We start from the raw sequence: 23,661 nt of genomic DNA on the forward strand, positions 1-23,661 counted from the left end.
CCGAATGGCAACTGATGCCAACCTCCCAACCCGCGGGCGACGTAAAAGCTCACAGGTGGACGAAGCGCAGCTGGCTAAGTTGGCGCGCCGTTCCCCCTATGTACTGCGTTTAACACGCCACAAGGATATGCCGCCGCCGGTACTGACGATCAAAGAGCGCATTGCGCCGGAAGACCGTGATGACACTGAAGGCATGACCAACCCGCGTGCCAAAACAGTGGAGCGCGGCAATCTATACGGCGATTCAGTGCGTGCTTGCTTACCGGTGCTGAAGCGTATTCTTGAAGAAGTGAAAGACGAGCAGGGCATACCGCTTGGCCTAGAAACTTACATGAATACCAAGGGGCTGCAGCAGACGGATCTCAACTTTCCCCTGGATGAAACCGCCGGGGCACGCTTAGCGCTGTTCTTTCGTTTGCAAAGCAAAGTAAAGGATGTTGACCGCATAGAGCTGATTGGCCGCCGGGTAGCGATGTTTTCCCGTGAAGAAGCCGTTTATTGGCTGGCCAACGTGACCACCGCAGACCCAGCCCTGCGTAGCTGGGCGACGAGCGGTTTAAGGATTTTGCTATGCGGTGATTCAGGCGACAAACGCGTGTCACGTATTTTGGAAAAAGTTCGCGCTCGCGGTTAAACGACCGGGCTAAGCAGCGCCATACTCACTTATTACTAAGCAGCCAGGCGTATGCCTGGCTGTTGTTCCAAAGGAAGCAGCATAATGGATCTCAGCAACGACCAGCGCCTGATTGAAGCCGGTTTTCCCTGTCACCAGGTAGGTGCAGAAACCCAGCGTGAACGTGGAGCCAGCTCGGCACTGCCACCACTCTATTATCTGCACGTTTGGTGGGCACGGAGGCCGTTAACTCCTAGTCGCGCGGCGATCTTGGCTTCGTTGTTGCCTGCGGATGCAGATTCAGAGCAATTTATCCGTGATTTAGGCATTGTGCGTTGGCAAGCCAAGCTAGGTGAGCAGCATTGGACGTTGATCAACGACACCATTACTAAGCGCCTTTATCAGGAGGAAGACGGACAATGGGTGTTGCCAGTCGATAAAACTGTCCTAGCAGCTGTTGAAAAAGAGCAGCAGCGTCGTAAAACCTGTCGTGAAATGATAGTGCAGCTGGAGGATGCTAGCCCTGAGTTTCAGGAAGACCCAGTAGTGCAGGGCTGGAAAACAGATGTACAAGAATTACCTACAATGGGCGTCTACGTAGGTGGCAAGCTGGGGGTGATTCATGCAACCGCTGACCCTGCCGGGGTTAAAGACAAAATTGAATTTGCTAAGCGCGATGATGTGAAACAGGTACTGGATAAAGCTATTCGTTGGGATCCGGAAGACTCCTACGGGTACTCACGCGCCTTTGCGACACCGATTGAGCCGCTCCCCGAGAGCCAGCGTAAGGTAGTATTGGATCCAACGTCTGGCGGTGGCTCTATTCCTTTTGAAGCGCTGCGTCTCGGCCATAAAGTTATTGCCAACGAGCTTAACCCAGTTGCCAGCGTGATTCTGAAAGCCACGTTGGATTATCCCGTGCGCTTTGGTGAAAGCCTGCTGGGCGATATTCAGGAGTGGGGAGAGAAGCTACGTGAACTGGTTGAGGCCAAGATGGCGCCCTTTACGCCGTTCAGCCCGATCCCGGCTGATCAACGTGCACAGTTGGAGTCACACCTCCACAAGCACCCTGAGTTGGTGGAGGACTATGCCACCGAACACGATCATATGGGGCTGCTCTACTGCCGCCAGGTCACCTGTCCGCATTGCGAAGGTGATGCGCCTTTGCTGAACTCACAATGGTTGTCTAGAGAAGGCGATAAATGGGGCGTCGCGATTGAAGCTAATGGTGGGAAAGTAAAGTTTCGGCCTTACGAAATTGTGAAATCGGTTCGGCAAGGCATTAAAACCTTCTCTTATGGTTCTAATGGCGAAGAAATCGTTGATCAAGATAAGAAAGGTACATTGACAAAGACAGTCGCTGACGGCGTTGGTCAGTGTGTCCATTGCCAACAAGCTATACCAAGTGATGAAATTAAACGTCAGGCTCGTGGCGAATCTGAGTATGGCAAATGGCAGGATGTACTTTACTGTGTAGTAGGTATTCGCATGGTACCTAAGCTGGATAAGCAGGGCAATATTCAACGCTATGCTACAGGGGATCGAAAAGGCGAAATAAAAACCCAGAAAATTCGCTACTTCCGCGCTCCTAATCAGGCAGATTTGGAGGCGCTGAAAGCGGCAGAAAAAAAACTTAACGAACGCCGCCTGGATTTTGAAATGAAAGGCTTAGTGCCCAATGAGCCTTTTCCGCAGGGCAACGATATGCGTCCCGTAAATTATGGCATGCCAACCTGGGCGGATATGTTTACACCTCGTCAGCTTCTAGGCCACTTAACGGTGATGGAGGGTTTGCAAGATGCCAAGTCGCAAATTCTCGACACGCTGGGCGATGATAAAGGCCGCGCCGTTATCACCTACTTGCAGTTTGCCATTGACAAGATCGTTGATTATAACAGCCGACAGACAAGGTGGGAGTACACTCGCGGTGTTATAAAAGGCGGTTTTGGTAGGCATGATTTTTCGTTGAAATGGACTTTTGGGGAAATGGTTTATGCTGGCCCATCGTCAGCTTTCCGCTGGGGAGTTTCTCAAGCGGTAGATGCTTATAAGGGTATGGCAGGTCTAGTCAAGGAGAGAGTTAAGGAAGGCATCACCAGCAGTGAGTTAATACAAATTATGGGATCTGCTACCGACATGGCAGAGATTCAGTCGTCCAGTGTGGATGCCGTAGTAATGGATCCTCCTTACTATAATAACGTGCAATACAGCGAGCTATCCGACTTCTACTATGTTTGGCAGAAAAGAACATTGGCGGATTTATACCCCGGTTGGTTTGACCAGGAATTAACAGATAAAACTGAAGAGGCGGTGGCTAATCCCTCTCGTGATGGCTCTGCCAAGAGCGCCAAGGCGCGCTATGAAGAACTGATGCGAGGTATTTTTGCTGAGAGCAAACGGGTACTCAAACCGGATGGCCTCATGACGCTGATGTTTACCCACAAAAGCGCTGACGCCTGGGAAACGCTGACCAACGCTCTAATACAGTCTGGTTGGGATATTACTGCCTGTATGCCAGTCGAGTCTGAAAGTGGGTATTCCACTCACCAAATGAACATGGCGTCAGCAGCCTCGACTATTTTTATTGCTTGCCGCCCTGCGGATCGCCGTGATAGCCAACCCTCCAGTTGGGGTTTTGAAGTTAAGGGCAAGCTAGAAACCGCTGTACGTGAAGGTCTGGTGGAGTTTGAGCGACTTAAGCTCAACCCTGTGGATAGGATGATTGCTTCTTGGGGCCGTGCGCTACGTGTCTACTCCGCTCACTGGCCGGTGCAAGACGGCGATGAAGACGTACCGCCTACACGCGCCATGCAAGAAGCCGCCCGCGTAGTGGCCGAAGAGGAGGTAAGCCGCCTTTCTGGTGGCTTGGTTACCGTTGACGATCTTGACGCTGAATCTCGCCTTGCGGTCATTGCACTGGGTATCAATGGCCTGGGAGACTTCGCGTTTGACGATGCGCTGCAGATGAGCCGCTCTCTTAACTTCCGCCTGCAGAACCGTAACGGCAATTACCGTGTTAGCAATGACCTGGTCGCCTATGCCAATGTGGGCGAAGACGAACGCGCAGCACCGCTGGCTATTCGTGGTAACAAGCTGCGCCTGCTCAAACCAGAAGAGCGCGCCTCAGCCCGCTTGCAAAGCCCACAAACCCTATGGGATGTGTTGGGTGGCTTGATCGTTACCTACCGCGATGGTGGTATTGTTGCCGCTCGTAACTACCTAACCGAACATGATAAGCGCGAAAGCGATGCCCTGCGTGGCCTGTTAAAGGTTTGGGCCAAAGAATGCCGCGATGACGAGCTCAAGCGCGAAGCTCAGTTGATTGATTACGAACTCTAAACATACGAGGAGGCTGCATGAGCTCTATTAAGGGTGCAGAACTAAAACTACACAAGGTATTCTCCAGTGACTTTCAGTTTGAAATACCAGACTACCAGCGCCCTTATTCATGGCAGATAGAACACGCAGAAGAGCTATTTGATGACCTCTGGACATTTCGTGAGCAGGAAGATAAGAGCGAAGAGTATTTTCTTGGCAGTATCGTGCTCATCAAAAGTGATCAGTCCATGCAAGCTGATGTTGTCGATGGGCAGCAAAGGCTAACGACGTTGACCATTTTGCTGGCTGCTATTCGTGATCGGCTTAAAGGGCATCCGAAGTGGGGCGGTGCATTCGATAAATATATTATGGAGCCAGGTGATATCACGCTGGATCTCTCCCCTAAACCCCGTCTTTATCTTCGCAAGAAAGATCGCAGTTTTTTCGGAAAATATATTCAATTACCTGGGGGAATTGAGGAGCTGGAGGTTCTTGATGTCAGTCGTTACAAAGACTCAAAGCTTAATTTAATTAATAATGCGAGAGCATTTCAAAGCCGTCTAGCAGATATTGATGACGAGCTGGTGGGGCAGTTTGGACAGTTCATTGTTCAAAAGTGCTTGCTTGTTTTGGTTACTACCGAAAACTTCAAATCGGCATATCGAATTTTTTCGGTAATGAATGACCGCGGCCTAGATCTGGCTCCTTCTGACATTCTCAAAGCTAGTATTATCAGCAGCATTGGAGAGCATGAGCGCGAAGGATATACCGAGCTATGGGAAGACATGGAAGAGCGATTAGGGCGTGATAGCTTTAATGATCTTTTTGCCCATGTCCGGATGATCTTCCGTAAAGAAAAATATCGCCGTTCTGTTTTGGATGAGTTCTCTGACTATGTGGTAAAGCCAACCGCTAGTGGAAAAAAACTGCTTGATAATGTATTGCTCCCTTATGCAGATACACTTGAAATCATCATAAATCGTAGTTTCAAAAGTGAATCAAATGCTCAAAGAATAAATGAATTAATTGAATGGCTACATTACTTGAATAACAGTGACTGGATACCGGTAGCGATGGAGTTTGTTCGTCGTTTTGATAACGACACTGATGTGCTCAGTGCGCATCTTGAAAGGCTAGAGCGCTTAGGGGCTAGCCTATTCATCCGTGGTGTATATGCCACCCCGCGAATCAATCGTTTTGGTTTGGTTTTACAAGAGTTAGAAGAAGGTAAGGATCTCTTGGCTGAGGGTTCGGCACTTGATCTTAGCCTCAGTGAACGTAAAGACACGCTGTACTGGTTGAATAACCATGTTTATCGTTATTCTGGACGGCTACGCCTGTACATCACGATGCGTTTAGATGCTTTTATGTCTGATCAATATGTTAGCTATCGTGAAAGAACCAAAACGATTGAACATGTGTTACCGCAAAACCCAGCGACTGATTCTCAGTGGCGGCTAGATTGGGATGATGAGCAACGCGAAAATTGGGTAGATCGTATTGGTAACTTGCTGCTCCTTAGTCGTAAGAAAAATTCAGAAGCGTCAAATTACGATTTTGTTAGGAAAAAAGAGCGTTACTTCAGGTCACGTAATGGCGTTTCAAGCTTTGCGATATCTACGGATGTGCTTAACCATGATGAGTGGGCACCGGCTACTGTCCAAGGCCGTCAAAAGGCGTTGTTAAAATTATTTGAAGAAAAATGGCAGTTAGGAGTTGGCTTATCATGGGAAGAGATTGAAAATCTCTAGCCTGAAGGCTGAGGTGCTTATTAGCTTCCCCTTCTTGGTTCTGGTAGGCGTTCATTTCACTAGCTGAATTTTGCATCAAAAAACCCATAATTTGATTAGAAATACTTCTGAAGGATTTGCCATGAATATCAATGCTTCCATTATTGATCAGCAGCTTGAAGGCCTGCAGGCGGATATTCGTGAGCGCGCCGCAGAAGAGCTTAATATTCGGGATGACGACCGCCTGCGCTCGCTATCGTTTGTGTATCTCTGTACTAAAGCCATGCTAGACCTTGATCCTGACGAAGCCTTTGACTGCCTAACAGAAGGAGGAGGTGACTTTGGGGTGGATGCGATGCATATCGCGGAAGAGGTAGACGGCGAGTTTTTTGTCACCTTGGTGCAGGGTAAGTACAAAAAAAAGCTAGATGGCAACAGCAATTTTCCCGAAGAGGGCGTTTCAGCACTGATCAATGCTATCCGTCATCTCTTCAATCCTGCTGCGCCCCTAAACAACATTAATGAGCGGCTGAGAGCCAAAGTGGAAGAAGCACGCTCTCTTATTCGGGATGGTTACATCCCAAATGTGCGGGCTATTGCCTGTAACAATGGGTTGGAATGGAAAGAGGCGGCTCAGGAAAGTATTGACCGCACCCACTTTGGCGACCAAGTGCTTTGGGAGCATGTTAATCACGATGTGCTTATCAATATTTTGCAGCGGATCAAGCCAGTCGATGAAACGCTACGACTGTCAGGCAAAGCCATTGTCGAAGACATGCACTATAGCCGTGTGTGTATTGGCCGGCTGCCCGTGACGGAAGTCGCTAACATCATGCGGTCTCATGGGGAGAGGTTGTTGGAGCGTAATATCCGGCGTTACCTGGGGCTCCATGGCAATCGAGTTAATGAAGGCATTCGGCGTACGCTGAATTCAGACAGTGCCGCAAATTTTTACTTCTTTAATAATGGCTTGACGCTTGTATGTAACGATTTTTCGTACAACGCCCTTCAGGAGAGCGATTACCAACTGAAAGTAGAGAATCTGCAGATCGTTAATGGTGGCCAAACATGTATGACGATCTTGAAAACACTCGATGAAATGGAAGCGTTAGGCGTCCCATTACCCAAAGATGCTTCTGTGCTGGTCAGAGTATATAAACTCCCCAAAGACAACGAAGACCTGGTGCTCCAGATCACTCATGCTACGAATAGCCAGAACCCTGTTGATTTAAAAGACTTACGTGCTAATGACGATAAACAGCGGCGTTTAGAAACCAGTATTGATGCGTTAGGTTATACCTATCGCCGTAAGCGTATGGAGCGCACGATTAAGACTACCGATATTACTGCAGGAGCCGCAGCAGAAGCGGTGCTGGCTATTTGGCGGCAGGCACCTCACCAGGCAAAATTTTTGACGCGTGAACATTTTGGCAAGCTCTACGATACGATTTTTAGCGACGAATTGAACGGTGCTCAGGTGATCGCTGCTGTACTGCTTTATCGTGCAGCAGAAAACCACCGCAAACGTCCTGCTGCATCAGACCCCCTTCTAGTACGCTATGGCTCATGCTTTATTGCTATGCAGATGGGCAAGCGCCTACTAAAGGATATGGGTATATCGCTAAGCGACTTAAGCCATCGCAATTTTGCTGAGTGTAAGGCGATGATCACTGAAGAGAGTGAACGCTTTTTCCATGAAGCCGTGCAAGATGTGGAGAGCGCTTTGGTATCCCTTTACGGTGATCAAGAAATATCGTTACAGCAGCTATCCGCGACATTCCGCCGTGGTGATTTGATCGAGCGACTCAATACACGGTTGCACTAAATACTGTTTGTAAAAAGGAATGCCAGGTATGGCGCTACGCGATTATTCATGGGAACCCAGCTATGCAACGTCGGATTTACGTGACGATGGCGTCACGGTCGATATTCTGCATGACTTCTATATTCCCGCTTTAATGCGCGCAACGCATTATGATCGCGTGGCAGGGTATTTTACTTCCTCTTCGTTAGCGGCAGCTTCTCAAGGTTTTTCACGCTTTGTTGAGCAAGATGGCAAAGCACGCTTTGTAGTGGGCATGCAGCTCAATTCAGACGACGCGGAAGCGATTTTGCAAGGTGATCAAGAGCGTGCCAGCCAAGTGATGCTGGCTGAGCTGGAAAGCGTTCAGGCATGGCCGGAAGCAACGCGCCACGGCGTTGAGCTACTGGCGTGGATGGTTGCTAATGGCCATTTAAGTATACGTGTAGGGCTGCGGGTACATACTAAGAACGGGACACCACAGCCGTTGGAATTTTCTCAGGATGGCTATCTACACGAAAAATGGGCGATTTTAGGCGATGGTCAAGATGAGATCTTTATTGCGGGCTCCTTGAATGAATCTATGACGGCACTGGCAATTAATGCTGAAAATATCATGGTACATCCCTCCTGGGAGCCTTGGGGGCAAGCCGTCATACCTAAGAAGAGGCGTAACTTTGAAGCGCTTTGGTCAGGTAAGCATCCTGCTATTAAGACGTTCTCTCTACCAGAAGCAGTGAAAGCTAAACTGGTCAACATCGCCCATCATGCCAGGGGGCTCTACGAAATCGACGGTACCCGTTGTCAGTCATCTAAGCACGAAGTCCGTGAGCAAGATGATATTAAACCCAATATGGTCGATCGAGCACGCTTTGCTTTCATAAGGCTAGCACCTCTATTGCCGGGTGGTGAGCAGGTAGCTATAGAAACAACGCCAATAGAGCCTTGGCCGCATCAGCGCTTTGTGGCGAACCGCCTACTTGAAACATACCCTTGTAACCACTTGCTGTGTGACGAGGTTGGGCTAGGTAAAACGATTGAAGCGGGACTAGCTTTTCGAGCACTTTGGCTAAGTGGGCGGGCAACCTCTATTCGTGTATTTGCACCTGCATCGCTGACACAACAGTGGCTCATGGAGATGGCGGATAAGTTTTACTTACCCTTTGTAAGGCGTACTACCCGCCGTGGCAGTTTCGAAAAGATTGACCAAATTAGCGGCGAATTGATGGTGTCTGAGGGGCAGATGTTTGATGCTCCACTGGAAGTTATTTCTACCGGCTTGCTGATTAATCGCCGTGGAGGGCGCATTCTCGCCAGCATGCCTGACACCGATTTAGTGTTGGTTGATGAGGCGCATAAAGCACGTCGGCAGTCACCCGATAACAGAGCTATCACACCGCGCTTTAACAAGCTCTATCAAGAGCTTGAAAGCAGCCTCTACGCCAAGTCGCGCACTTTATTGTTGGCTACCGCCACACCCATGCAATTAAACCGCGTGGAAGCGTTTGACTTGCTCAAGTTGATGCCCTCTGCGGGAGCAGTGCAGTTCTCAGAGGATTTAAGTGAAATTTTTTATCAGATTCGTGAGCGCTTATTAAATAATGAATCGATCAGTGATCATGAGTGCGAATGGCTGCGGCGTTATCTCTTTAATGTAAAAGCCGCTTCGCCAGCGCAGTGGCAGTTTGTCTATTATCATGTGCTGGATATGTTTGGGCAGATGGAACTAGACAATTTCATGGAGCAGTGGATGGTTCCCATGAACTGGAACCATGTGCAGCCTGCTTTGAGCTTATTAGCTCCGCTTGGAAGAAGCATGTTGCGGCATACGCGTTCGCTGCTGCGTACCTATCAGCGCGAGGGACTGTTAAATGCTAATCTCGCCTGGCGTGAGGTAGATCCAATTATCATTCCACTCCATCATGTTGAGCGTGAAGTGTATGATCAACTCCAGGATTACTGTACAGAGTTGGCTAGTCATATTGCTGCAAATATGGAAGACGGAAAACAACGTGCCGCTATTGGTTTTTATCTCAGCTTTCTCCGTTTGCGTTACGCATCTTCCTTCCATGCGCTACGCTGTTCGCTGGAGCGACGCCTTGATAAAATTCAGCTAACGCTTGAACACCATGCTCATCAACTGGTTAACGATAACCTCGAACGCGACGAGTTAGATGAACTGGGTGATGATGAAGTGGAAAGCTTGGTGCTTAAGCACCGCACTGAGAGTGATTTGACCTGGGAACAGGGCGCTGTAGCAGAGCTTTTGGCCACTATGGCTAAGCTGCCTCATACCCCGCTGAAAATGGCAACTTTGCTAGAGCACATTGACAAGCGCCGCGTGCCGGGAAGTGACAGGGTACGCCAAGTAGTATTGTTTACGCGTTATGCTGACACTTTGGACTTTATTCACCGCGATTTATGTCGGCGGTTGCCAAATTGTCCTATCGGCACCTTTTCTGGTGCAGGAGGAACGCTTCGCCATGCGGGTGAGACTAGACCTGAGTCATTGGATCGTACCACCATTAAACAGCGGTTTGTGGCCGGTAATATTGATATTTTGCTTTGTACTGATGCGGCTGCCGAAGGGTTGAATCTTCAGAGCGCTGATCTGCTGATTAATTTCGATCTGCCGTGGAACCCGATGATGCTGGAACAGCGCATTGGCCGTATTGATCGCATTGGTCAGCATCATGAGCATATTCGTGTCTTTAACTACCTCTATCAAGGTAGCGTGGAGGAAGTCGTTTATTCTCGTTTGGTGGAACGCTTTCAAGAAGCTCTTACTGTTTCTGGCGAGCTACAGTTTTCACTGCTTCCTATTCAGCCAGAAGATTTTGAAGACTATGCAAAATCTGATGGTGAAGAAGGCAAAATTAATGAAGAAGAACTCATCAGAAGAGCCCACCAGCACGCAAAGCGTATTAAGGAGCGCCAACAGCTAACAGAGTTCAAGGCAGAAGCGCAGAAAGATGCCTATGAGCTATTGGAAGCTGAGCGCCGTTTACAACCGCTGCCCATAAATTTAGACGCTATCTGGCAAGCTATCAGTAAAAGCCAGTACTTAAAAGCACTGGGTGGAAAAATAGAAAGCTTTCCTCAAGGGGATGCGTTTACGGTTGTTGATGTGCCTGGCGTGCCGAAAGATGTACTGTTAACTACATCTCGTCAGCTATTTGAACATGGTCTACCTCAGAACGATTATCGCCATTTACATTTTGCAACCTACGGTGATCCAGTTTTTGAGCAGTTATTGGCTTATATGGCGATGCCGTTTGAAGGCGTCAAAGAAGCTTGGGAGAATCGCCAAGCACTTTCAGGGCTGATGATTGCTAACAGAAAGGTAGCTGCCTGGGAGGAATTGTTAAATGCGGAGGGAATAGAGCATGAAGAAGAGATACTAACTTTAGTGCCACGCAACCGTGTTAAGAAACCACCTCAGAGTGATCAGCTTGGTCGCCATCAACGCGTTATGCTTGATAGTGCTGCTGCGAGTTTAGCTGCCCAGAAACTGCGTCCGAACGCTGACACTATCGCTAACCAGATCAGTGAAATAACAAGATTTACGCAAGACGTTCGTCAACGGCACGGTAAACGTGTGTATCTACACTTTGACTCGCCTGATCGTAACACCATGCTGGCCTTAGCGGACAAGCTACTATGGCCGGTTGCACGCCGAGATTTAGGTATCAAGGTTGATGCTGACCCCTTGATGCTTGATGCGCTGCAGGAGATTATTCATCGGCAATTAGGTGATATGAAAAAGCATAACCGCACAAGTGATGAGGTAACACGCCGCTTGAAGGAGAGGGCAGAAAGTTATCTATAGTGAAGTGATATGAAGGTGGATGATGAAATATTTAGTAGAAGGGGCGATTTTGAACTTTGAAAGCTGTGCGTTAGTAAAACGATTCTTTTAGGCGTCTTGCTTGCGTGCTTATCTGTACTATTCTTCACTAGTCTAATTGAGTTTTTTCATCGACCTCTGAGTTGTATATATAACACCACGCTTTGCCATGCTGGGTATTGAAAATAGCGCGGTTATAAAGCTCCTGACCTGGGGCATGCGGTAAGTAGCCTTCCAACTGATCCAGCAAGGCTAACTGTTTAGCGTTAATGGCGTATATTTCGACCACGGCACCCGCTAACTTCTCTGCTTTGGCCCCGGGGTAAGGGCCAAGATCATAAAGCATGATGGCTGTAAGGCGGTCGTTACCAAGTAAGGGGTTCCATTGAGCCAGTAATGGTTATGTTGGCTTTGTTTAAGCGTGCCGTATACGGCAACGCGTGGGCAGCGTTGTATGTCGCGTTGTAGGTGTTGCATCTCTGTTCCCATATGTTGACACCAGTGCATAAGGCTGTACTACACAAACCCTATCGGCTGGCGTTCGCCGTGCTGTTCGCGCTCTTCCAGGGTTAGCGCATCCAGCAATGTGTTCAGGCGAATAGGCAGCCCGCGTAAATCCAACTGATCTAGCGCGGTACGCACGTTGCCGGGGGTTAGGCGGCGTTGGGCTAGGTGATTAGTGGGAATGCTGGCCAAACGCATGTGGTCGCGTTCAGGCAGTACCGCTTTTAACAGTTCGCGCAGTGGCTCCGGGGCTAGCGGCAAAAACTCCACCTTGAGATCAAAGCGGCGCATCACGGCGCGATCTAGGCTGTTCACTCGGTTGGTGGTGGCGAGTAGTATGCCGTCGAAGTTCTCAATTTGTACCAGTAGCTCGTTGGTGTGGGAAATCTCCCAGCTTTTCATGCTGTTATCGCGCTGCATCAGCAGGGTGTCTACTTCGTCTAGCAACAGTACGGCACCTGTTTGCCGTGCTTTAGCAAATAACTCGGCGAGCTTTTCTTCCGTCCCGCCAACGTATTTATCTAACAAGCTGCTGGCGTGCGCGGTAATCAGCTCGCGGCCCAGGCGTTTAGCTAAATGTTTTGCTAAGGCTGTTTTACCGCTGCCCGGCAGGCCGTGCAGGCATAAACGGCCACGCTGGCGGCGCGTTAGGCGATTAACGATATTCTCAAGCCCCGGGCGAGTATTGAGCCACTCCATGCGGTAAGCAGGCATGGCAGGGCCGGTGGAAGTGTTAGCACTGGTCGTTATGGGCGCGGCTGCTTTACCTAGCGCCTGCAGGCGTTGTGCCATCAGTGTCTCAATATGCTGTTCATTACGCTGTGGCGTGCGTGGGTTAAACAGCGTGCCTAGTCGGCACAGCTGTTTAGCCGCAGCCGGGGTCATCCACGGCTGTTCTGCCAAACGCTGTCGACCTATGGGAGTGACGGGCAGTGTTTTAATTAACTGCTGGTAATGAGCATTCATCTCTTCGTTGCGATTGGCCTTCACTTCAATAATGAGATCGAAGCGGCGCAGGTAAGCGGGGTCGAGCCAATGCACGCTGTTACTCACCCATAGGCCGGGCGTCGAGTTGTTCTCTAACAGCTGATTCATCCAGCCTTTGGGGAGTGCTTCTTCGTCGTTAATGACGTCCTCGATCTCATCGAACATTACAAGCCCTGGGCGCTTACCAATCAGCGCTTGCACGACTTGGTAGCGGCCTAGGCGTTTGCTGGGAGTAAGCACATCGTTATCTTTTTCTGCCACTGGCACGCCGTATAGCGATACATTGAGCAGTGTGGCGAGCGATTTTACAAACTCTGTTTTACCCACGCCCGGCGCGCCGTAAATTAGTACGTTAGCACCGGTTTGTTGGGTGTCGATCGCGTTACGCAGGTAATCTAATGCCAGCTGGCGCAGGGGGACAGCACCAAAACTGGCGAATGAATACGCGCCAGCAGGCTGGATAGGGCAAAGGCTCATCAGACGCTCAGTGATTAAGCTACGTAACGTGCTGGAAGCCAGGGTTGTAACATCGTGGTTCACCAGTGGCGCTAAGCTACGCAGCATCGGGCCTGGCGATAAGGTGTCGTCCAAGTCTAGTAAGCGGTGATTGTGGGTCGTATCCAGCAGCTCAAACATTTTTAGGCGGCTTTGTTCTTGTAAGCACAGGTGCACGTCATCGCTGCCATGGCCGGTCAGCTGTGCTAATAGCTTCTTAGCATGGGTGTCTTCAATGCAGGTAAGCGTAGGGTTCATTTGTGGATAGCGCAGCCGTAGCCAGCTCAGCGTGAGCAAATGCGTTTCAAGCTCAGAGAGCTGTAGCAAGCTCGCGATCTGTTCACACAGGATCACTAGTGGGTTGTTCAGTTGAGTGGATGGATTGATGGTGCCGCTAGTGCGTTTCCACCAGCGCTTTAGAGAGGCGCTGTAATCATGGTAGCGATGGCTACCCTTTGCAGCGGCCGGTACTTTTAGGCCGAGCCAGCCAAACAGGCTTTCCCAATCGTCATCGTCCAGCGAGCAATTTTTGCCTTGAAACAGAACCACGCGCACAGCAATAAGTTGCGCCATAAGGCGCTCTTCTGGGTTGTGTGTCTCGTCATCACCCGAATTGGTATGAAGATTTAAGATCGTATCCCACTGCATGGCCGTCTCCTTTGCTGCTTATGTCAGTAGCATAACCCTTAGGTGCGACGTTCCATGTCGCAGGAGAAGCGGATGCCCTTCGTTAGCGAACGCTCTTTGTTAGCCAGTGCCTACTCAAGCGTTGTGGAAATTATTCGTTGTGAGGACTATTGGTCTGGTCTGAAACGGCAAATAGGCGGCTGTAGCGCTCAATGCGCCGTTCAATCGCGCGTGTTAGCACCTCTCTGTGGGTGTCGAGTAACGTAAACGTATGCTTAGCCCGCGTCACGGCGGTATAAATCAATTCTCGGGTGAGTATCGGCGAGAGTGAATCCGGCATCACCAGCGCGGTATGGCTAAACTCCGAGCCCTGCGACTTGTGAACGGTCATGGCGTAAACCGTTTCAATGCGCTGCAAGCGGCTAGGCAGCACCCAGCGAATACCGCCTTGGCCATCGGGGAACGCCACACGCAGCGTTAACCCGTTCTCTTCTTTGGGTACTGTCTTGGTGTTGTTCTTAAAGTGACGCGGTGCATTCAGGGTAATGCCGATATCCCCATTCATTAGCTTTAAGCCGTAGTCGTTACCGGTGACTAATATGGGGCGGCCTTCATACCAGTGCCTTTCAGCCGCTGAGGCATCAATCCATCCTCCACGTATCAGTGCCTGCTCAATACGTTCATTTAGCGTTTCCACACCCCAAGGCCCTTGGCGCAGCGGTGTTAATAGCTGAAACGTACTGTGTGCCTTGAGAATAGTCGCCGCCCAGCTGTCCCACGTAGTTTTGTCATCGTCGAGACCAGGGCGGGTGTCTGTTTGCTGAATGCAGTGCAAGTAGTGGCTAAGACCGCGTGCGTGAGAATTATTTTTTCGTCCTGCGACCGCTGTTGTCGTTAGCTTGTGGTAGGGCGCGGTTGCTGACAGCGATAGGTGGGCAAGGTCTTGATAGCTGGAGTCTGCCAGTACGGCGTTCGCCTGCTTGGCATTGCCTGCGTTGATGGCGTCGGCGAGGTGCCCGATGCCACTTTGGCTATCAAAGCGAAAGCTGTGGCGCAGCTTGGCGACCGCCTGATCCAGCGCCTGGCCTGAAGAGTTCGTCAAGGAAGTGTCGAGCGTGTAACCCGTGGTGGCGGTGATCCATTGAGCGGTTGGGTCGCTGTAGTGCCCCTCATCAGCGCGTTGGCACAAACTGCCTAATACGGCTCCGGCTTCGACTGAAGCCAGCTGATCTTTATCGCCAATTAACACCAGTCGAGCGTGGGAGGGCAGCGCATCCAATAGCGCTGCCATCATTTCGATATCCACCATAGAAGCTTCGTCCACCACCACCATGTCGTAAGGTAGCGGGCGGTGAGCATGATAGGCATAGTGGCGCGTATCTGGGCGGGCACCTAATAAGCGGTGCAGTGTTTTCACCTCGGTAGGCACAGACTGCTGCGTGCCGTCAGGGAGCTCAATATCGTTCAGCGCAGCCACCTGTTGGGCAATTGATTCGTTGAGCCGAGCAGCTGCCTTACCCGTCGGTGCCGCCAGCGCAATTGTCAGCGCAGGCTGGTTAGCGAGACGCGTTAGCCCTTGCAGAAGCGCCAGCAGACGAATGACCGTGGTGGTTTTTCCTGTGCCAGGGCCTCCGGTAATCACCGCAAAGGGGGCGCGTGCGCCAATCGCACACGCCATTTTTTGCCACCGTACATCGTCCGCATGAGGTGCATCAGGCGGAAATAGCCGGTTCAGCAGGCCGGCGGCCTGATCGCTGGGCCAATCGGTCACGTGTTCAAGGCGCGCGTTCACTGCCGCGGTGATGCGCTGCTCGTGCTGCCAATAGCGGCGCAGATAGAGCGTGGAGCCGACCAGTACAAGAGGCTCATTGCCGTTAGTGCCGGTGCCCACCGCCGACCAAGCCCGTAATGCTTTTTCCCAGCCGGTGTCTGCATAACGGGCAATAAGTGTGTCGGGTGTGGGCAGCTCGGGCATGGCTTCCTGAGCTTGTACAGCGATCAGCGAGCGGGGCTGTGTGGTCAATGTTGTCAGATCAAGTAAGAGATGCCCTTGCCCGGCTAAATGGCTGACCATCGCCGCCGCTAGCAAGCAGGGGCCATCGGCCTCTGGTGCAAGCCGTGCTAGCTGGTCAGCGAATGCTGCGTCCAGGTCGCGAATCCACCCCGCGCGCGCCCAGTCGAAAAGCGTAATCAGTAAGGTCTCGTTATCCGATAAGTGCAGGGTATTCATACCGCCACCTCCTTGTGATTTTCTCCGGCCATCAGGTCATCCAGGCGCTCAATAAACGCAAGGGGTGGCTTAACACGCAGAACGCCCCGGCTAGGCGCTTGTATGCCCCGCAGAAAGACCAGCATGGCACCGCCAATATGGTGGTCATAGTCGTAGTCGGGCAGGGTTTGGCGCAGATGGCGATGCAGTGCCAGCAAGTAAATACACAGCTGCATGTCGTAGCGCTTATCCAAGGTTGCCCGAGTAAGTGCATCCTCGGTGTAAGCCGCATCAGAAGGCCCCAGCCAGTTCGACTTCCAATCAATCACGTAATACTGGCCGTTGTGCTCTGCGAGTAGGTCGATAAAACCTTTCATCAAACCGTTGAGCTGTTGAAAACCCAGTGCTGGACGTGGCTCACCTGGAAATAGCGTCTCCTTCACCAGCTTATCGAGTACCGGAGTCTTGGCATTTACTGTGGCAAACCAAAAATCAGGTTCAGCGCGGTAATGGGTGAGCGATGCCAACACCGGGCCTTCCTCACCTTCTGCTGCTAGTGGGGTATGTAACCACGCCGTGATACCGGCTTTTAAGGCAGGTGCATGTACTTCCCAACCCCGTTGAGCGCAGCGCTGCAGCATACGCTGAGTAAGTTCTGCATCACGGCTAGCGTTATCAAAACCTTCGTTCGCCAGCGTTTCTAATACGCCGTGCAAAAAGGTGCCGGGGTTAGGGCCTTTAGGAAACGCATGCAGCGAGCCCACTTCAGGCGTGCCATGGATAAGGGTGGTGCGTATTGGCTGGTGCTCTTCCGTTTCAATTTCTGCCTGAGGCGTTTCAGGGGCATTCACACCTTTTTGCTGCAGAGCCGAGTAGCTGGCAATCCACCATGGGGTGAACGCTTGGTGGCTCGGTGTTCGTGCGGTCTTTAACTTAGAGTTGGTCGCCTGTACTTGGTAGCTAACCTCCTCGCTCGTGGCGGGATGGGAGGTAATATGAGCGCAGGCTTCTGAGTGTACCTGCCACGCGCTTTTAATCGACCCCAGGTCGGGCAATACCTTCCCACCACCTAATAAGTGGCCAATACCGGATTTATCGATTTGAGCTTTTTTGCTACTACCATGTTTCAGGGGGGCTAACCCGATAAACGTCGCGTGGCGCGCGCGGGTTAGCGCGACATACAGCAGGCGCATATCTTCAGAAAGCCGCTCATCATTAGCCGCTTCAAAGCCCTCTTTCGCCTCATCTTTACTATTGGCTAGCTCTAAAAACGCGTTGCCGCCTTCATCGTGGAACAGAGGTGTGCCCCATTTCCCGTTAATTTCTTTAAACGTCGCGATAAAGGGCAGGGCGACAATCGGGTACTCCAGTCCTTTCGATTTGAAGATGGTCACCACCTGGATCAGGTCGGCATCGCTTTCTAGGCGCAGGATTTGCTCATCGCGTTTTGGGTCTTGAATATGTTCACCGAGAACGCGAATCAGCGCATGGTCACCGTCTAAGGTATCGCTCGCCTGTTGGGCCCATTCCGCAAGGTGCAACAGGTTAGTTAAGCAGCGCTCCCCTTGGGGTTTAGCGAGCAGCTGCTCTGGCACACGATAATCGTGCATCAGCTGACGTAAAGCAGGCAGTACGCCCTGGCGATGCCAGCGTGCGCGATACTCAGCAAAACGTTCTTGCGTTGCCTCCCAAGCGAGCTCGTTATGGTGAAGTTCATCCAGTTGAGCAAGGCTCATCCCCAGCGTGGGCGTGGCAAGTGCTGCGCGTAGTGTCGAGACCTCTTCAGGATGGGCAATAGCCTTAAGCCAGCGCCAGCAATCTTTCGCTTCTGGGGTAGCAAATACGCTGTCGCGGTCAGATAGATACACGCTGGCTAACTGACGTTCGCTCAATGCCGAACGGATAGCAGCTGCCTCTGTGCGGTCGCGCACCAAAATAGCAATGTCGCTCGCCTGAAGTGGTCGAAACGCTTGGCCGGTAGTGTTTTCAAAGCCTGAGGCGTTTGAGGCAGCGCCGTTAAGCCAGCTGGCGATCTGATTCGCGCAGTGGCGTGCGGCCTGCGCAAGGTAGCGCTTCTTATTCACCGGTTCGTCATCTTCACCCACCCACCACGCTGTTAGCGCCGCTGCCGGCTTGCTATTCAGCACTAGCGCTTCTTTTCGGCCATTCGCGCCTGCCGGTGTAAACGGCATGGGGTTTTCTTGGGTTGTTTCGTTGGCAAACCTGAAGGCTTTTCGAGTAAACGCATTTTCGGCATGCCGAAAAAGTTGATTTACCGAGGCCACTACGTTCGCGCTTGAACGGAAGTTCGTTGCCAGGGTGTGATGACGTGGAGATGTGGCAGCACGCGCCTTTAAGTACGTATAGATATCGCCACCGCGAAAGCCGTAAATGGCTTGTTTGGGATCGCCAATCAGGATCAGTGCCGACGAGGGGTCGCTCTCTTGCACCTGATAGATCGCATCAAAAATACGGTATTGCGCAGGGTCGGTATCTTGGAACTCATCGATCATCGCCACGGGAAACTGCGTGCGTAGCCTGTGTGCGAGTGCATCGCCGCCTTTGCCGCTAAGAGCATCAGCAAGACCCTGGATCATACCGTCAAACCCCATCTCAGCACGTTGTGAGAGCTGTTGGTTTACTCGGTTGGAGACCCACTCGCGTGCGTCGGCCAGTACCAGCGGCTTCAGTTCTTTGGCTTGAGTGTGAATACTGGTGGACAGCTCATGCCATGCCTCTAACGCATCATGAACCTCAAAGGTGGGTAGCGTGGTGCCTTTATTCACTAACAGCTGGCTGGTGGCGAGTTTTTGAACAAACTTACACGCAGCCAGGCAACGCTTTCCCCGCCCCCAGTCGTTGAGCTCTGCTAACCAGCTGGCAAACGTTGTGTCATCGTTTTTGCCCCGAAACTTATTGCCATTGAGCTTGCTGCGAAGGCCATGCAGCGCTTGGTGTATCGCTTCTGCATCCTGGCAATAAGCCTGCCGTGCCTTGTCTTCAGCCTCATTTAGCGCTTCACGAGCGGGAAGCAGCCCCCGTAGCTGTGCCTGCAGGTCTTTTTTGGGTAACGGCGCGCCTGCAAAGCAGAGTTGAACATCATGACGCTGTAATAAAGTGCGTAAAGCGCCATGTAGCGCTATTGGCGATGCGAATAACTCCATCATCACTCCTGCCATAGGAGCGTCCATGGGGTAAATGCGTGTCCGCCAATAATCAAATACGGCCTCCTGCGTTAAGGAGGAGAGGTCTTTCACTATCTCTTGATGAAACAGTTTCCCGCTATCGAAGGCATGCTCCTTGAGCATCCGCTGCGCCCAGCTGTGGATGGTAGAAATAGCGGCGTCATCCATCCACTCGGCGGCCACTTCTAACCTGCGGGCGCAGAGCGGCCAATGGGCGCGAGGATAATCGTCGCGCAGCTGCGCCAGCAGGGGGTCGCTTTGATGCAAGCCATCGTCACCCTCTGTTGCCCTAAACGCCTCTGCGGCTTGCACCAAGCGGGCACGGATGCGGTCTTTCAGCTCTTGGCTAGCGGCTTCTGTAAAGGTGACGACCAAGATATCCGGCGGCACCAGCGGCATCGTGAAGCCATTAGTGAAGGAATGGCTGTCATCATCGGGCTGTCCGTGGCCGAGTACCAAGCGCACGTACAAGAGCGCAATCGTAAAGGTCTTACCCGTACCGGCACTGGCTTCAATGAGTTGGCTACCACGCAGGGGAAGGCCCAGGGCTAATGGGGTAGAAGACGACTCAGTGGAAGGGAGCGTGGTCATTAGCGTGCCTCCTGTTCAGTATCTGGCTGCTCAGCGGTTGGATGCTCAGTGGCTGTTAGCTCGGCTACCCAGTCGTAGAGGTCACGGTAAACATCCTGGCAAGTAGTCAAAAACTGGTCGTTAGATAAAAAATCTTCCAGGGTAGGTAACTCACGCACTGTCAGCGGACTTCGCTGCAGTAGCTGATCGAACGCCTTTTCCCATTCCTCCACTAGCTTTTCGCTTTGGCATAACGCCTCTATGTCGAGTGGGTCAACGCCATCAGGTGCGTATTCAAATAGCGTAAATGCCAGTGAAGAATGCGTGGGTAATGGCGCCTGCATGGCGCTAAACCATTGACGAATTATCCTATCCAACCACTCTGCCGCCTGGGCTTTGGGAAAGCCAGGTATGGCCAAGGTACCGCTTGGTGAGACCAAGAGCGTAGTTGATTCTGGGTGGGTGAGCTGTAGCGCTAGATGTGCTGGCCAGTGGCGCATGATCTGGTTCCAATGCCAGCTGTTACCTTGGTGCAGATGGCTGGAAAGTAATACGATCCGTGCTGTTTCCGTGTCGCTACAGAACACATTATCCAGTGTATCGTTCAGGGTGATATGCACTGGCTGAGTGTGGTTAAAAGGCGCTAGCGTGTCAGGTGTGATCTCTGCAGCGTGAGACACCGAGACCACCGGGTGGGCGGCGTCAGTATAGCGACGCAGCAGTGTCTGGTAGGCGGAGAGGGTGTCAGGCAAATGCTCTAACAATGCGTGTTGCACGAGGGGGCCTACCGGTGAAGGCGGGTAGTGGCCTGCGCGCTGGCGTGTGTCGACTGTTTCTTGAAAAAGAAGATCAATGTCGGCATTTCGATCGCTGGTGAGGCGCTGGCCTAGATACTGCAATATAGCGTCGCGCTGTTGCCACTTTTCAAGAGAGTCAAAGTCAAACGGTTCGTCGTCTTCACTGATTGTGTGAGCGTCACGCATGGACGTTGCTAGCCGCTGCTGAAACAGTGCACTCACGGGATCGCGCATAAAGCTGGCCAGGGCACTCAGCGTCACCGTGCTTTCTGGTTGCCATAGCGGTAGCGAGGCAGAGGCTTGCAACGATGTGCTTCCAGCAGTTGTTGAGCGGACGCCTTGCCACTCGCGGGCATACGTAAACAGTGGCGAGGTTTTATCAAAATACGCGTGACCAAAGGGCTGAAGGGGATGCTCTACGGTTAAAGTGGCCAGCAGGCTACGCCGCTGTTTTTCGCGCTCATCGGCGGATAAACGCGCTGGCGTGTCCTGTGCTGTGAGCCGCCAACCAGCGGCAATATGATCACGCAGTTGCCCCACTAGTACGCTAGGCGGCTGTTCTTGGTTATCTTGTGCGCTAAAACCACACCAACTAATCACTAGGCGCTCGCGTGCTGACAACAACGCTTCGAGGAACAAATATCGATCGTCGTCACGTCTTGAGCGGTCACCCGGACGGTAGTGTCCGCGAATGGCCATTAGGTCAAAGTCGGGTGCTTGGCTTTTACGAGGGTAGGCGCCTTCCTGCATACCTAACATATACACGTGGCGGAAGGGGATCGCGCGCATTGGCATAAGTGTCGCAAAGGTGATGCGCCCCACGATAAAGTTCTGTGCCAGCTGAGGTTCATCGATACGCGACAGCCAGCTCTCGCGTACCACCGCCAAGTTAATAGGCAGATCCATTTGAGCGTCGTGGATCTCTTGCCGCCACGCGTCTAACGTGGTTTGTACATGCCCTAACAGCTGCTCTTCGCGTGGAGAAGTAGGCGCTAAGAAGGTAACGATCAGTTGGCCTAATACCGCTGACCAGTCGTCCGCTGACTGTGAGGTATCCAAGCGCTCTCGATAGTCCTCAAGGGCGGAAATGAGCCGGTAAAGCGAGCCGGCAATGCGTGCATCTAAGCCAGCCACTTCATCAAACGGCACAATGCCTTTCCAGTCATCGCCGGTCTCAGCAGGAGCACCAATGGCGTACCCCATGAGCATGCGCTCAAGGCCAAAGCGCCACGTATGTAACTCGTCGTGCTCGGGCAGATCGAGTGAAGCGCGTTGCTGAGCATTGAGTCCCCAGCGGATATTGGTGTCACGAACCCAGCGCTGAAGGATGGGGAGGTCGCTATCTTCAAGCCCAAAAGCATGCCGTAATGGCGGAATATCAAGGAGTTCCAACACTTCGCTGGTGCGAAAACGCCGCTGTGGCAGCGTTAATAACGTTTCGAGCGCGACTAAGAGAGGCTCGCGGTGGCGGCGCTGTTGGTCGGCAAGATGATAGGGCAGGTAGCGGCGTTCATGGGGCGAAAACTGGCCGAATACGGCTTCAATGTAAGGGGCATAGTCGTTGATGTTCGGCACCATGACGATAATATCGCGTGGCTGCAGCGTGGCATCCTCTCCAAAGGCCGCTAGCAGCTGGTCGTGGAGCACTTCCAGCTCGCGCTGCGCCCCATGGCAGATCGTAAAGGTGATTGAGCGATCCGTGGCGCTCAGCGCTGGCCAGCGACTCTGGCTTTCTGCCACCGGCCGTAAATCTAAGAGGTCATCCTGTAACTGGCCCAATAAATAACGCGTATCCGGTGCGACAAAGCAGTCAACGGGCTGTTGGAGCGCCGTAAAGGCGTCTTGATACTGTTCTGTCGCGTCGTATTCGCTGAGCAGGTGTAGGTAATCACGCCCCTGCTTTCCCCAGGCGGCCAGCAGCGGATGCGCATGTAGATGCAGCGCTTCCGGTGTCGCGTGTAAATCAGCAGGCATGCCTTGTTTACGACGCTGTCGATGATGGCGCCGCAGTGCATCTCGCGTCTCAATAATATCGCCCCAATAGTGCTGGCAAGGATTGAGCAAACACAAAATTACTTCCGATAGCGGCGAAAGCGCGGCAAGCACTTCGATCATCTGAAGGGGCAGGGATGAAATGCCAAACACCACGATTCTGGGAGAGAGGCCTTCTGGTCGTTGAGAGAGTTCTTTAGCCGCCGTTTTAAAGCGCTGATGTATCGCGCCGCGGTGACTATGGCGAGCCTCTTCCCCCAAGCGCTCAGCAATCGTGTCACCCAGTAAGCGCCATAGCGTGGGTTGCCATAAGTGCTCATCGTCTAACGGCTGTTGGCGTGCTGCGCTATCTAAAAACCCCTGCGTGAGGATGTCATCGCTTCGCTCCCAGGCCGTTAGCCAGTCTGCGCGATAGACCTGATACTGATCGAACAGATCGGCAATGCGTTCGGCTAACTGATACCGCTTGCGTGTATCCGGATCCTCCTCAAGATAGCGAGCCAGTGGCTCAAAGCGGGGATCCTTTAACACGTCGGGCAATATAGTGAGGATCTGCCAACGTAGCTGGCCCTTATCAAAGGGCGAGCTTTTGGGCACGCTGTTGTCACCCGCAACGGCGTCAATCACTTGGCGGTAAGCCTGCCACTGGAAGCGCGCTGGTAGCATGACATCTGCGCCAAGGCTGATGCCTCTGCCTACTCCACCTTGCGTCTCGGCCATAGAAATCTTCAGCCATTGGGCAATGCCGTTGCTTTGTACTAGAAACGTGGTTTTCTCCAGCGGATGCAGGGGGCGGTGGGCTAGCCACGCCATCGTGACATCACGCAGATCTTCCATGCGGTTGCCCTGAAGGACAATAAGGCCTTGGGTTCGTTTTTCATGGGCATTAGGAGCAGAGTAGGCAGCCATAAGAACTTCCTTGTTAAGAAAGATTTAAACGCCAGTGTAGCGCCAAACTAAGTGTATTGAGAGTATCAGTATGTCTG

10 protein-coding genes are annotated in these 23,661 nt (G+C 52.0%); 5 read left to right on the forward strand and 5 right to left on the reverse strand.

Going from position 1 to position 23,661, the window contains the following annotated elements; all coding sequences use genetic code 11:
* Positions 1–4 precede the first annotated feature (4 nt).
* From M0220_RS13950 to M0220_RS13970, 5 genes are all read left to right on the forward strand, one after another.
* Positions 5–634: a DUF7680 family protein gene (locus M0220_RS13950; protein ID WP_264017993.1), complete on the forward strand. Its 630-nt coding sequence runs from the start codon at positions 5–7 to the stop codon at positions 632–634.
* Between the two features lie 84 nt (positions 635–718).
* Complete coding sequence (locus M0220_RS13955; RefSeq protein WP_264017994.1) at positions 719–3,952, forward strand: DUF1156 domain-containing protein; 3,234 nt, start codon at positions 719–721, stop codon at positions 3,950–3,952.
* Positions 3,953–3,969: 17 nt separating this feature from the next.
* A complete protein-coding gene (locus M0220_RS13960; protein ID WP_264017995.1) occupies positions 3,970–5,682 on the forward strand; it encodes a DUF262 domain-containing protein in 1,713 nt (570 codons plus the stop codon).
* Between the two features lie 121 nt (positions 5,683–5,803).
* Positions 5,804–7,486: an AIPR family protein gene (locus M0220_RS13965; RefSeq protein ID WP_264017996.1), complete on the forward strand. Its 1,683-nt coding sequence runs from the start codon at positions 5,804–5,806 to the stop codon at positions 7,484–7,486.
* 28 nt (positions 7,487–7,514) lie between these two features.
* Entirely contained in the window at positions 7,515–11,291 is a 3,777-nt protein-coding gene (locus tag M0220_RS13970; RefSeq protein WP_264017997.1) for a helicase-related protein, read from the forward strand.
* Positions 11,292–11,418: 127 nt separating this feature from the next.
* Here the strand turns inward: M0220_RS13970 and M0220_RS13975 are convergent, their stop codons facing one another.
* The 5 genes from M0220_RS13975 to recC form a co-directional block, all read right to left on the reverse strand.
* Positions 11,419–11,655 carry a gamma-glutamylcyclotransferase family protein gene (locus M0220_RS13975; RefSeq protein ID WP_264017998.1) on the reverse strand — a complete coding sequence of 79 codons (237 nt, stop codon included), beginning with the start codon at positions 11,653–11,655 and terminating at the stop codon, positions 11,419–11,421.
* 170 nt (positions 11,656–11,825) lie between these two features.
* Entirely contained in the window at positions 11,826–13,943 is a 2,118-nt protein-coding gene (locus M0220_RS13980) for an AAA family ATPase (RefSeq protein WP_264017999.1), read from the reverse strand.
* Between the two features lie 130 nt (positions 13,944–14,073).
* Positions 14,074–16,152, reverse strand: coding sequence for an exodeoxyribonuclease V subunit alpha (gene recD / locus M0220_RS13985; RefSeq protein WP_264018000.1), 2,079 nt, complete (start codon positions 16,150–16,152; stop codon positions 14,074–14,076).
* Positions 16,149–19,907 carry an exodeoxyribonuclease V subunit beta gene (gene recB / locus M0220_RS13990; RefSeq protein ID WP_264018001.1) on the reverse strand — a complete coding sequence of 1,253 codons (3,759 nt, stop codon included), beginning with the start codon at positions 19,905–19,907 and terminating at the stop codon, positions 16,149–16,151. The genes recD and recB overlap by 4 nt, the downstream gene beginning before the upstream one ends.
* The gene (recC, locus tag M0220_RS13995; protein WP_264018002.1) at positions 19,907–23,584 is read right to left on the reverse strand and encodes an exodeoxyribonuclease V subunit gamma; all 3,678 of its coding nucleotides are present in this window, start codon (positions 23,582–23,584) and stop codon (positions 19,907–19,909) included. Before recC ends, recB begins: the two co-directional genes overlap by 1 nt.
* Positions 23,585–23,661 lie beyond the last annotated feature (77 nt).

The organism is Halomonas qinghailakensis (assembly GCF_025820815.1).
Taxonomy (GTDB): domain Bacteria; phylum Pseudomonadota; class Gammaproteobacteria; order Pseudomonadales; family Halomonadaceae; genus Vreelandella; species Vreelandella qaidamensis.